This is a genomic window from Arenimonas donghaensis DSM 18148 = HO3-R19 (assembly GCF_000743535.1).
In the GTDB taxonomy this organism is placed as follows: Bacteria; Pseudomonadota; Gammaproteobacteria; order Xanthomonadales; family Xanthomonadaceae; genus Arenimonas; species Arenimonas donghaensis.
On record NZ_AVCJ01000001.1, the window covers coordinates 402,519 to 414,827 of the forward strand.

The following is a 12,309-nucleotide window of genomic DNA, read 5'->3' on the forward strand; positions in this document are numbered from 1 at the left end:
CCGATGGCCAGGCAAACCCGCCAGCGCATCCTTGATGCCTCGCTCGCCATGTTCAACGAGCAGGGCGAGCCCAACGTCACGACCAACCATATCGCCGACGAGCTCGAGATCAGCCCGGGCAACCTGTACTACCACTTCCGCAACAAGGACGACATCATCGAGCAGCTGTTCGCGCGCTACGAGGAGCGCATGGACACCGCCCTGGTGGCCCCCGAGGGCCGCCTGCGCGACCTGGAGGACATCTGGCTGCAGCTGCACCTGGTGTTCGAGGCGATCTGGGACTACCGCTTCCTCTACCGCGACCTGGTCGACATCCTCAGCCGCAACCGCCGCCTGCGCCTGCGCTTCGCCCGCATCCTCAAGCGGGCCGCCGACAACGCCACCTCGGGCATGCGCGGCCTGGTCCAGGCCGGGGTGATGCGGGCGTCCGCCGCCGAGGTCGAGGCCACGGCCACCAATATCCTGGTCCTGGCCACGTTCTGGCTCAACTACGCCTCGGTCCGGGGCGACAAGGACGAAAACGAGGCCATCCGGCGCGGCATCGTCCAGGTGATGATGCTGCTCTCGCCCCTGCTCAGGGACGCCGAGCGCCTGCACCTGAACACCCTGACCCAGGCCTACCTGCGCTGAAAGCCTCAAAAGCTTCGGGGCTGAAGCCCCTCCCACAGGCCAAACGCTTGTATTGCAAGCCGTTTTGGACTCCGCTATAATCCCGCTTCTTTATCGCCCCAAACCCTTTGAGGAACTACCATGAAAGTGCTCTCGTCCCTGAAGTCGGCGAAGACCCGCCATCGCGACTGCAAGGTCGTGCGCCGCCGTGGCAAGGTCTTCGTGATCTGCAAGTCCAACCCGCGTTTCAAGGCCCGCCAGCGCTAAGCGCGGCAGCCAGGTTGGAAGCGACGACGCCGGCGAAAGCCGGCGTTTTCGTATCCGGGCCCGGCAGCCGGCCCGGCGATGGCGCGTTCAGGCCGGTTTTGCGATGATTCCCGGCCTACCCGTCATCCCGACGACCTGCGGAGGTGTTCCATGAAGGCGACCCACCTTTCCCTGGCCCTTGCCCTGGCCACCGGCCTGCTGGTGCAGGCGTCCCCGGCGACCGCCGACATCCTCCTGGTCGAGCGCGTGCAGACCGAGTCCGCGGCGCTGCCGGCCCGCGGCCAGTCCATGAGCCAGGTCGAAGCGGCCTACGGCGCCCCGGCACGCAAGCACGCCCCGATCGCCGGTCCGAACTCGCGCGAGCACAACCCGCCGATCACCCGCTGGGACTACCCCGGTTTCTCGGTGTACTTCGAGTACAGCCACGTGGTCGACGCGGTCGCCGCGAAGAGCCGGCCGGAAGAGATCGGCCCCAAGCCCATCCAGTAACGCCAAATGTCTGAAATCCTTCGCTTCCCGGCGGAATGGGAACCCCAGTCCGCCGTCCTTGTCGCGTGGCCGCACGAAGGCACCGACTGGGCCGACCGCCTCGCCCAGGTCGAACAGACCTATGTCGGCCTGGTGGCCGCCATCACCCGCTTCCAGCCGGCCCTGGTCTGCGTGGCCAGCGCCGCCCTGCGCGAGCGCGCCGCCGCGCAGCTGGCCTCGGCCGGGGTCGACCCGGGCCAGGTTCGGTTCTTCGAAGTGGACTATGACGACACCTGGCTGCGCGACTCCGGGCCGATCACCCTGCGCGAGGGCGCGGGCTTCCGCCTGCTCGACTTCCACTTCACCGCCTGGGGCGGCAAGTTCGAAGCCGGCCGCGACGACCAGCTGGTCGCGAAACTGCATGCCGCCGGCCTGTTCCGTGACGCACGCCACCGGCGCGTGGACTTCGCGCTGGAAGGCGGCGGCATCGAAACCGACGGCCGCGGCACCCTGCTCAGCACCTGGCGCTGCCTGCACGAGCGCCATCCGGGCAAGTCGCGGGCCGAGATCAGCGCCCTGCTCGAAGGCGAGCTGGTGCAGGACCGCACGCTCTGGCTCGAGCACGGCTACCTCGAGGGCGACGATACCGACGCCCACATCGACACCCTGGCGCGTTTCGCCGCGCCCGACGCCATCGTCTTCCAGGCCTGCGACGACCCGGCCGACAGCCACCATGCCGAACTGCAGGCGATGGCCGCCGAACTGGCCGGGCTGCGCACCGCCGACGGCCAGCCCTACCGGCTCTTCCCCCTGCCCTGGGCCCGCCCGGTGCTGGACGACGGCCGCCGGCTGGCCGCGTCCTATGCCAACTTCCTGATCATCAACGGTGCCGTGCTGATGCCGGCCTACGGCGACCCGGCCGACGCCGCCGCCGCCGCGGTGATGGCGCAGGCGTTCCCGGACCGTGAGATCGTGCCGGTGAACTGCCGTCCGCTCATCTGGCAGAACGGCAGCCTGCACTGCGTCACCATGCAACTACCCCAAGGCCTGCTGGCATGAACAAAAAATCCCTCCGCATCGCCCTGGTTCAGGACCGCGACCACGGCAGCGTCGAGTCCAACCTGGCCAACATCGAGGCCCGCGTCGCCGAAGCCGCCGCCGCGGGCGCCAGGCTGGTGCTGCTGCAGGAACTCCACAACGGCGCCTACTTCTGCCAGCACGAGGCCACGAGCGAATTCGACCGCGCCGAACCGATCCCGGGCCCCAGCACCGCGCGCCTGGGCGCGCTGGCCAAGAAGCACGGCGTGGTCCTGGTTTCCTCGCTGTTCGAGCGTCGGGCCGCCGGCCTGTACCACAACACCGCGGTGGTCTTCGAAACCGACGGCAGCATCGCCGGCAAGTACCGCAAGATGCACATTCCCGACGACCCGGGTTTCTACGAGAAGTTCTACTTCACCCCCGGCGACCTGGGCTTCGAACCGATCGACACCTCGGTCGGTCGCCTCGGCGTGCTGGTGTGCTGGGACCAGTGGTACCCGGAAGCCGCGCGCCTGATGGCCCTGGCCGGCGCCGAACTGCTGCTCTACCCCACCGCCATCGGCTGGGATCCGGACGACGAGCAGGCGGAAAAGGACCGCCAGCGCAACGCCTGGATCCTCAGCCACCGGGGCCACGCCGTCGCCAACGGCCTGCCCGTGCTCAGCTGCAACCGCGTCGGCCATGAAACCTCGCCGCTCGATACGTCCGGCATCCGCTTCTGGGGATCGAGCCACGTGCTGGGCCCCCAGGGTGAATTCCTGGCCGAAGCCGGCGACGAGGCCGAAGTCCTGGTCACCGACATCGACCTGGCCCGCAGCGAGGACGTGCGCCGCATCTGGCCCTTCCTGCGCGACCGCCGCATCGACGCCTACGGCGACCTGCTCAAGCGGTACCGGGATTGAACGCCGCCCAGGACGCCGTCCCGGACGGCCTGCACGACCAACCCCATGCCATCGTCGAACGCGACGGCGTGCGCTACACCCTGCTCGGCACCGCCCACGTGTCCCAGGCCAGCATCGACGCGGTCGAAGCGGCCCTGGCCAGTGGTCGCTACGACACCATCGCCGTGGAGCTCGACGCCCAGCGCCACCACGCCCTGACCGACCCGGACGCGCTCAAGAAGCTGGACCTGTTCCAGATCCTGCGCGAGGGCAAGACCGGCCTGGTCGCGGCCAACCTGGCCCTGGCCGCCTACCAGCGCCGGCTGGCCGAGCAGCTCAAGGTCGAACCCGGCGCCGAACTCAAGGCCGCCGCCGTCGGCGCCCAGGCCCGCGGCCTGCGCCTGGCCCTGGTCGACCGCGATGTCGGCATCACCCTGCGCCGCGCCTTCGGCGCGCTGGGCTTCTGGGGCCGCACCAAGCTGATCGCCGGGCTCGGCGCCAGCCTGCTGGCGGACGAGTCGGTGGAAGAAGACGAAATCGAGCGGCTGAAGAAAGGCGATTTCCTGGAAGCCAGCTTCGGTGAGTTCGCCGCCGGCAGCCCGCCGCTCTACCAGGCGGTGATCGCCGAACGCGACCAGTTCATGGCCCATCGATTGAGGCAGGTCGGCGCCGAGGGTGCGAACGAGGTACTGGCGGTGGTCGGTGCAGGCCACCTCAAGGGCCTGGCCGAGCACCTGCGCGAGGACGATGCCGCCCCGCAGCCGGCGATCGACGCACTCAACGAACTGCCGCGCTCGTCCAACACCCCCTGGTTCACCATCGCGCTGGCGGTCTTCCTGCTGGGCGGTTTCGCCTGGGGTTTCTGGCAAGGCGGCGCCGAACTGGGCGGCGAGCTGGTGCTGCAGTGGGCCCTGATCACCGCCATCGGCGGCGCCCTGGGCTGCCTGGCCGCAGGCGGCCATCCGCTGAGCATCCTGGCCGCCGCGGTGTCGTCGCCGCTGACCCCCCTGCACCCGGCCCTGGCGTCGGGCACGGTCAGCGCCGCGGTCGAAGCCTGGGTGCGCAAGCCGACCTATGCCGACTTCCTGCGGCTTCGCGACGACACCGGCCATATCAGCGGCTGGTGGAAGAACCGCGTCGCCCGCGTGCTGGTCAACTTCTTCCTGACCAGCCTGGGCACCGCCATCGCCGTCTGGGTCGGCGGCGCCACCCTGCTCAGCAAGCTGGCCTGAGGCCGGCTTTTTGTGGGAGGGACTTCAGTCCCGAGAGCTTTCGGGACTGAAGTCCCTCCCACAGCGGTAATGCATCAGCTTTCTGCAACCGCGCGACCCAGCGGCGCCTTGGCGCGGGCCTGGGCGATGCGGCGGGACACGGCCAGGCTCATGTCGTCCAGGATCGCGTAGATCGTCGGCAGGAACAGCAGGCTGACCAGGGTCGAGAACGCCAGGCCACCGGCGATCGCACGCGCCATCGGGTAATACGGCGGGCCGCTGCCGGCCATCTGGGTGGTGCTCAGCGCGATCGGCACCATGCCCAGGATCGCCGTGCCCATGGTCATCAGGATCGGCCGCAGTCGGTCGCGGCTGCCCTGCACCAGGGCGGTCGTGCGGTCCATGCCCTTGCGCCTGAGCGTATTGATGTGCTCGACCATCACGATGCCGTTGTTCACCACCACGCCCATCAGCACCAATATCCCGATCGACGCCATGATCGTGAACACCGTCCCGGTGATCCAGAACAGCCAGAACACCCCGAAGATCGAGAACACGATGCTCGACATGATCGCCGCCGGGAACAGCAGCGACTCGAACACGGCCGCCATCACCACGTAGATCATCAGCAGCGCGATCAGCGTATTGAACGCCATCTGGGCGCCGGCCTCGTCGTTGCGGCGGAAGACGCCGTCGAAGCTCCAGTGGTAGCCCGGCGGCAGGCTCAGCGCGCTCAGGGTCTCTTCCATCGCCTTGCGCGCATCCGGCGCGGTCACGCCTTCGCCCAGGTTGGCCTGGATGTTGAGCGTGGTCCGGCGGTTCTGCCGGAAAATCTGGGTCGCGGCCGCCTGGGTGTCCACCCGCACCAGGGCCAGCAGCGGGATGGCGGTGCCGTCAGGTGCCCGCAGCGTGAAGCCGGCCAGGTCCTCGACGCCGAACTGCTCCGAGCCCTCGAAGCGCACCCATACCGGTACCTCGGTCTCGCCGCGGCGGAATTCACGCAGCGGCGTGCCGCGCAGGGCGGTGCCGACGTAGCGGGCCACTTCCTCGGCGCTGAAGCCGTAGGTCAGGGCCTTGTCGCGATCCACGCTGATCGCCAGCTCGGAGTTTTCGTCGCCGGTGTCCACCCGGACGTCGCGCAGCTCGTCGCGCCGGTCCAGGCGCGGCACGATTTCCTCGGCCAGCTGCTTGAGCTGCTCGGAGGAGTCGCCGATCAGCGATACCTGCACCGTGTCCTGGCCGCCTCCCTGCCCGCCCTGCTGGCCGCCCTGCTCGAAGCCGACGGTCGCGCGGGCGGATTTGGGCATTTCCTTGCGGATCTGTTCCATCACTTCCAGCGGATCGCGCAGGCCGCCGCCTTCGCTGCGCAGGGTGACCTTGGTGCCGGCCCAGCCCTGCTCACTGAACCACGAATAGATCTGCTCGATCTGCAGTTCTTCCCGGTTCTGGTCCAGATAGCGCTCGACCCTGAGCACTTCCTCGGAGATCTGCGGCAGCGAGTAGGCGCCGTTCCAGCGGTAGAACATGTCCAGCTCGCGGCCCGGCTCCTGGTAGAAGAAATCGGTCTTGGTCTGGGTCATCGGCACCATGCTGACCGCGACGATGAGCAGGATGCCGCCGACGCTGGTCCAACGGTGGCGCAGGGTCCAGTCCAGGAAGCCGGCGTAGCGGTCCTGCATGCGCGCGATCATGCCGGTGCGCGAAGTGGCCGCCGGCGGCGTCTTCATGCGCGCCGAGAGCATCGGAATCAAACTGATCGCCACCAGCCAGGAGGCCAGCAGCGACACCGTGATGGTCACCGCGATCTGCACCATGAAGATGCTGATCTGGTTGGTCTCACCGAACAGGTTGGGCACGAAGACGATGCAGTGGCACAGGGTGCCGGCCGACAGCGCGATCGCCACCTGTTTGGTGCCGATGATCGAGGCGTAACGGGGATTGCCGGGATGCTTCTCGCGCTCCTGGTAGATGCTTTCCACCACCACCACGGCGTTGTCCACCAGCATGCCGACCGCCAGCAGCAGGCCCATCATGGTCAGCACGTTGAGCGTGACGCCCAGGAAGTGCATGAAGCCCAGGGTCATGATGAAGCAGATCGGGATCGCCAGGCTCACCATCAGGGTCGAGGGCCAGTGGCGCAGGAAGAAGAACAGCACCGCCACCGAGAGCACCAGGCCGATGATGCCGGCCTCGGTCAGCTCGAGCAGCGAGCCGGTGACGTTGTCGCCCTGGTTGTCGATCAGGATCATGCGCACGCCCTGGAACTCGGACTCCTCGCCGATGCGCCCGATCTCGGCCAGGGCCGTGCGCGAAACGTCGACCAGGTTGGCGTTGCGCTCCTTGAAGACGTCGATGCCGACGGCCGGGCGTCCTTCCAGGCGGCGGCCGTAGTTCATGCGCTGGGGCTTGAGCCGGACGTCGGCCACTTGCTCCAGGCGCAGGCCGTTGGCGCCGATCACCAGTTCGCGCAGCTCCTGCACGTCGCGCAGTTCGCCCACCGGCTGCACCCGCAGGCGACGCTCGCCGTCCTCGATGGTGCCGGCGGAGACGGAGAAATTGACGCCCTGCAGGGTGCGGGCGAGTTCGTTGAGGCTCAACCCGTGCGCGGCAAGGCGGTCGGGGTCGATGGCGACCTCGACTTCGCTGGGGGTGGCGCCGGAAATTTCGACGCGGGCCACGCCCGGCATGCGCTCGAGCCGGCGCTTGAGGTGCAGGTCGATCAGGTCGTATTCGTTGGTCAGGTCGCGTTCGCTGGCGAGGCGCACGCGCAGGACCGGCTCGTCGCTGGTCGAGAACTTCATCACCCGGTAGCGCTGGAAGTCGTCCGGCAGCTCGTCGCGGATGGCGTCGATGCGCTCGCGGGCCTCGGAAGCCAGCACCTCGACATCGCGGTCCCAGTCCGAGAACTCGATCCAGACGCTGCCGCCGTCGGCGCGGCTCATCGAATTGAGGTTCTTGATGCCCTGCAGCGTGGACAGCGCCTCCTCGACCGGCCGCACCAGGCCCTGCTCCACTTCGTCCGGGGTCGAGCCCGGGTACGGCAGCTCGACCGCGATGAAGGGGGCGTTGAGATCCGGGAACTGCTCAAGCGGCAGCCGGAAGGCGGCGATCAGGCCGATGACCACCATCGACACGAAGAACATGATCGCCGACACCGGCCGGCGCAGGCTGAGCTCGGCGATGGTCATGCGCGCGCTCCCTCGGCCTCGCCGTCGTCGGCTTCGATGACGATGGGCTTGGCGCGGGCGACGTAACTTTCATCACTGCGCCGGTCGAGCAGGTTGTACACCACCGGGATCACCACCAGGGTCAGCAGCGTCGACACCGCCAGGCCGCCGATGACGGTCGCGGCCATGGGCGCGCGCACCTCGGCACCTTCGCCGGTGGCCAGCGCCATGGGCAGGAAGCCCAGCAGCGCCGTCAGCGAGGTCATCGCGATCGGCCGCAGGCGCGAGGACGCACCCTGCAGGATGGCCTCGTGCTTGGGCACGCCGGCGATGCGCAGCTGGTTGACCTTGTCGATCAGGATGATGGCGTTCTTGACCACGATGCCGACCAGCAGGATCAGGCCGATGAAGACCACCACCGACAGCGACGAACGGGTGATGAACAGCGCCAGCACCGCGCCGACCAGGGCCAGCGGGATGGTGAACATGATGACGAAGGGGTGCAGCAGCGATTCGAACTGCGAGGCCATCACCAGGTAGACCAGGAAGATCGCCAGGCCGAAGGCAAAGACCAGCGAGGCCACCGACGCGGCGAGTTCTTCGCCCTGGCCACCGATGCGCATGCCGACGCCGCTGCCCAGCGGGTTCTCGGCGACCAGGCGCTCGACTTCCTCGACCGCGCTGCCCAGGTCGCCGTAGGCCAGGGCCGAGGAAACCACGGCGACGCGGCCCTGGTTGGCATGGCGGATCTCGCCCGGGCCGGTGGTCTGGATGACGTCCGCGACCGCGTCCAGGGTCACCGGTACGGCGGCCTCGGGATTGACGATCAGCTTGCGGATGTCCTGCACGGACGCCCGGTCGGTGGCCTGCGAACGCACCAGCACGTCGATCTTGCGGTCATTGAAGCTGTAGCGGGTCGCGACTTCACCGCGGACCTTGCGCACGACCTGGTCGGCGACCTGGCGGGTGCTCATGCCCAGGGCGGCGGCGCGCTCCTGGTCGAAGCGGATCTGGATCTCGGGGTAACCCTCGGCGACGGACGACTTGATGTCCACGAACCGATCCGAGCCCTCCATCAGGGCCACCAGGCGCTGGCCGGCCTGCTCGAGCTGACCCAGGTCGGCGCCGTGCAGCTCGATCTCCAGCGGCGTCGAGAAGCTGAAGATCTCGGGCCGGCCGAAGCTGACTTCGGCGCCCGGGAAGCGCTGTTCCATGGTCCGGCGCAGGCTGCGGGTGGCCGCCGCTTCGGTTTCGCTGTCGTAGCCCTCGCCGAGCACGACGGTGAGCGTGCCGATGTTCTCGCCCGATTCGGTCGGGCTGGCGTCGAGCCGCGTGCCGGTGCCGCTGACGCCGTAGAGGGCGCGCACGCCGGGTTCTTCGGCATGCTGTTCCTGCACGCTGCGCATCACCGCGTCGGTGTCGCGCAGTTGGGTGCCGGCGGGCAGCTTCACGGTCATCTCGAAGCGGTCCTGGGCGAGCTGCGGGATCATGTCCAGGCCCAGGGTCGGCACCAGGGCCAAGGCCACGGCGAAGGCCAGCGCCGCGAAACCAAGCACGCGTCCCGGTCGCGCCAGCGCCGCCGGCAGCAGGCTCGCGTAACGACGCTCGGCCCAGTAGTAGGGAATCATCACCCAGCCACCGATCCAGGCCAGGACCTTGCCGGTGGGCACGACGATGCCGCGGAACACGGTGAACGCGAGCCAGGAGAGTCCGAGCACGATCCAGCCGACCAGCGTCGCCAGGCCGTGGCGGACGAACGCCACCGCCTTGAGGCCCCTGTTGGCCGGCTGCCACCGGGGCGCCGGCGCTTCGTCGGGATAGCCCATGGGCGACTTGGCCTTGAGCGAGGACAACATCGGGATGAGCGTCAGCGACACCACCAGCGACATCAGGATGGCGATCGAGATCGTCAGCGCCTGGTCCTTGAACAGCTGTCCGGCCACGCCCTCGACGAACACCAGCGGCAGGAACACCGCGACATTGGTCAGCGTCGAGGCGACCACCGCCATGCTCACCTCGCGGGTGCCGGCCACGGCGGCCTCGACGATGCCCAGGCCGCGCTCGCGGGCCTTGGCGATCGATTCGAGCACGACGATGGAATCGTCGACCACCAGTCCCGTCGCCAGCGCCAGGCCGCCCAGGGACATCACGTTCAGGCTGAGGCTGAACTGGTCCATGAAGAAGAAGGTCGCGATCAGCGAGATCGGCAGCGACAGCGAGATGACGAAGGTGCTCCAGCCATCACGCAGGAAGAAGAAGATCAGCAGGATCGCCAGGCCGCCGCCGAAAAGCGCGTCGAAGCGCACGTCGGCCAGGGCCTGGCGGATGAACACGGCCTGGTCGTCGACCACGGTCAGTTCGATGCCGTCGGGCAGTTCCTCGCGCAGGCGGCCGAGGTTCTCGTGCACGGCGTCGGCGACGCTGACGGTGTTGGCATCGCCTTCCTTGTAGATCGCCAGTTCGACGGCTTCGTTGCCGGCCAGGCGGATGATCGACTCGCGTTCCTTGAACCCCTGGGTGACCGTGGCGATGTCGCGCAGGCGGATCGCCTGGCCGCCGCCGGCGGCGTTGCCGCCACCCGAGGCGGCGCTCTGCGCCGACGCCGACGCCGCCAGGGCCTCGGCCGAACCAGTCAGCGCCGCCACCCGGGCGGCCGCCGCGGCGGCTTCCTGCGCCGCGGAATTGCCGCCGCCGTTGCTGCGCGCGGTGACCAGCAGGTCGCGGATCTGGCCAACGTCGGCGAACTGGTTGACGGTGCGCACGAGGTAGCGCTGGGTGCCGTCCTCGATGCGGCCGCCGGAGATGTTGACGTTCTCGGCGCCGAGCCGGTCGATGACCGTACCGATGCCCAGGTTGAGCTGGGCCAGCTTCTGCTGGTCGATCTCGACCTGGATTTCATCTTCCAGGCCACCACCGGCCTTCACCGCGGCCACGCCTTCGACCGGCTCGAGCTGCTTCTTGAGCTCCTCGTCGGCATAGCGGCGCAGCCGGACCAGGGCCGCGTCGGAGCTGCCCTGGTTGGCGTCGGAGAGCACGAGGCGCATCACCGGCTCGGTGGACGGGTTGAAGCGCAGCAGTACCGGCTGCTCGGCCTCGAGCGGCAGGTTCAGGGTCTCGAGCTTGTCGCGCACCTCGAGGCCGGCGCGATCCATGTCGGTGCCCCAGGCGAACTCGAGCACCACGTCGCTCTGGCCGGTGCGCGAGACCGACTTGAGCTTGCGCAGTCCCTTGACCACGCCAACGGCCTCTTCCACCGGCTCGCTGATCAGGGTCTCGATTTCGGCCGGCGCGGCACCGGTGTAGTCGGTGCGCACCGTCAACGTCGGGTAGCTCAGGTCCGGCAGCAGGTTGACCGGCAACGCGCCGAACCCGATCAGTCCGAACAGCACGAAGGTCAGCGTCACCATCAGCACGGTGACGCGACGGCGTACGGAAAACTCGGCCAGGCTCATGTCAGCGTCCGGCGGCGTTGGCGTCGGCGACCTGGGCGACATCCACGGCCGTGGCACCCGCCGGGGGATTGAGCACCTCTACGACGGCACCGTCACGCAGCGCGACCTTGCCGGCGGTGACCACCTGCTCGCCTTCCTCCAGGCCCTTGCGGACCTCGGCCAGGTCACCGCTGAGGTGGCCGAGCTCGATCGGCACGCGCACGGCCTTGCTGTCGCGCACGGAGAACACGGCGGTTTCGCCGGCGTCCTGCAGCAGCGCCGAACGCGGCACGGTCAGGGCGTCGTTGCGCTGGTCGTAGACCACTTCGATGCGGCCGAACATGCCAGGACGCAGGCCTTCGCCGCCGGGGAAAGCCGTGACCACGCGGAAGGTGCCGCTGCCGGCGTCGACCACCGGGCTGACGCGGTCGATGCGGCCCTCGAAGGTCCGGCCCGGCATGGCATCGGCGGTCATGCGGACCGCCAGGCCTTCCTTCATCGTGGCCAGGTCGCGCTCGGGCACGTTCAGTACGGCCTCCAGGCGGGAGTCGTCGACGATGCGGAACAGGCTGGAATTGAGCTGGATGAGGTTGCCGGGCTTGACCGCGCGGGCGGCGATGACGCCGTCGATGGGCGCGACGATATTGGTGTACGACAACTCAAGCTGGGCCATCTGGTAGACGGCGCGCGCGGCTTCGAGGTCGTAGCGGATCTGGTCGCTGGCCTCGGCGCTGACGAGCTTGGACTCGAGCAGCTCCTGCGAGCGACGGTAGTTGTTCTCCAGCTTGCGCACGTTGGCGCGGGCACGCTCCATCTCCAGGCGCGGACGCTCAGGGTCGATGCGGGCCAGGACCTGGCCGGCCTTCACCTGGTCGCCCTCTTCGACCAGCAGTTGGAGCAGGACGCCGGAGGTCTTGGCGACCACCTGCGCCTCGCCCGGGGCTTCGAGGTTGGCGGTGCCGGAGAAGCTTGCCGCGATCGGTCGGCGCGCCACGGCGGACACTTCCACGGGCACGGCCTCGACCTTCTTGTCGTCGGTCTTCTTGCCATCGGCCTGGGCCGTGGCGTCGTCGCCGGCCCCTGCCGTCTCGGGCTCGCCGCCGCTGCAGCCCGCCAGCGCCAGGGAGATCGCCAGTGCCAGGACGGCAAGGGAGCGGGTCATCGGGGCTTTGCTGGGAGTCTTCATTGGGGGCACTTCTGGCTGGGGTGTTGTAGTTGAATAGAACAGTACAGGAGG

Annotated in this window: 9 protein-coding genes; 6 read left to right on the plus strand and 3 right to left on the minus strand. The window is 68.6% G+C overall.

The window, feature by feature from the left end; all coding sequences use genetic code 11:
- Positions 1-3 precede the first annotated feature (3 nt).
- The 6 genes from N788_RS01940 to N788_RS01965 all read left to right on the plus strand — a co-directional run bounded on the left by N788_RS01940 (position 4) and on the right by N788_RS01965 (position 4,495).
- Positions 4-630: a TetR/AcrR family transcriptional regulator gene (locus N788_RS01940; protein WP_034220376.1), complete on the plus strand. Its 627-nt coding sequence runs from the start codon at positions 4-6 to the stop codon at positions 628-630.
- Positions 631-750: 120 nt separating this feature from the next.
- On the plus strand, positions 751-876 hold the full coding sequence (gene ykgO / locus N788_RS01945; protein WP_005913193.1) for a type B 50S ribosomal protein L36: 126 nt from the start codon (positions 751-753) through the stop codon (positions 874-876).
- 150 nt (positions 877-1,026) lie between these two features.
- Complete coding sequence (locus tag N788_RS01950; RefSeq protein WP_034220377.1) at positions 1,027-1,365, plus strand: hypothetical protein; 339 nt, start codon at positions 1,027-1,029, stop codon at positions 1,363-1,365.
- A 6-nt stretch (positions 1,366-1,371) separates the two neighbouring features.
- Positions 1,372-2,403: an agmatine deiminase family protein gene (locus N788_RS01955; RefSeq protein ID WP_034220379.1), complete on the plus strand. Its 1,032-nt coding sequence runs from the start codon at positions 1,372-1,374 to the stop codon at positions 2,401-2,403.
- A complete protein-coding gene (locus N788_RS01960) occupies positions 2,400-3,284 on the plus strand; it encodes a carbon-nitrogen hydrolase (protein WP_034220381.1) in 885 nt (294 codons plus the stop codon). Before N788_RS01955 ends, N788_RS01960 begins: the two co-directional genes overlap by 4 nt.
- Positions 3,281-4,495, plus strand: a complete 1,215-nt coding sequence (locus tag N788_RS01965; protein WP_034220384.1) for a TraB/GumN family protein — start codon at positions 3,281-3,283, stop codon at positions 4,493-4,495. The genes N788_RS01960 and N788_RS01965 overlap by 4 nt, the downstream gene beginning before the upstream one ends.
- Positions 4,496-4,569: 74 nt before the next feature.
- Here the strand turns inward: N788_RS01965 and N788_RS01970 are convergent, their stop codons facing one another.
- Genes N788_RS01970 through N788_RS01980 form a run of 3 tightly spaced genes read right to left on the minus strand, consistent with a single transcriptional unit; the run spans position 4,570 to position 12,234 of the window.
- The gene (locus N788_RS01970) at positions 4,570-7,662 is read right to left on the minus strand and encodes an efflux RND transporter permease subunit (protein ID WP_034220385.1); all 3,093 of its coding nucleotides are present in this window, start codon (positions 7,660-7,662) and stop codon (positions 4,570-4,572) included.
- Entirely contained in the window at positions 7,659-11,135 is a 3,477-nt protein-coding gene (locus N788_RS01975; protein ID WP_084695833.1) for an efflux RND transporter permease subunit, read from the minus strand. The genes N788_RS01970 and N788_RS01975 overlap by 4 nt, the downstream gene beginning before the upstream one ends.
- Positions 11,095-12,234, minus strand: a complete 1,140-nt coding sequence (locus N788_RS01980; protein ID WP_152560332.1) for an efflux RND transporter periplasmic adaptor subunit — start codon at positions 12,232-12,234, stop codon at positions 11,095-11,097. The genes N788_RS01975 and N788_RS01980 overlap by 41 nt, the downstream gene beginning before the upstream one ends.
- Positions 12,235-12,309: the final 75 nt, after the last annotated feature.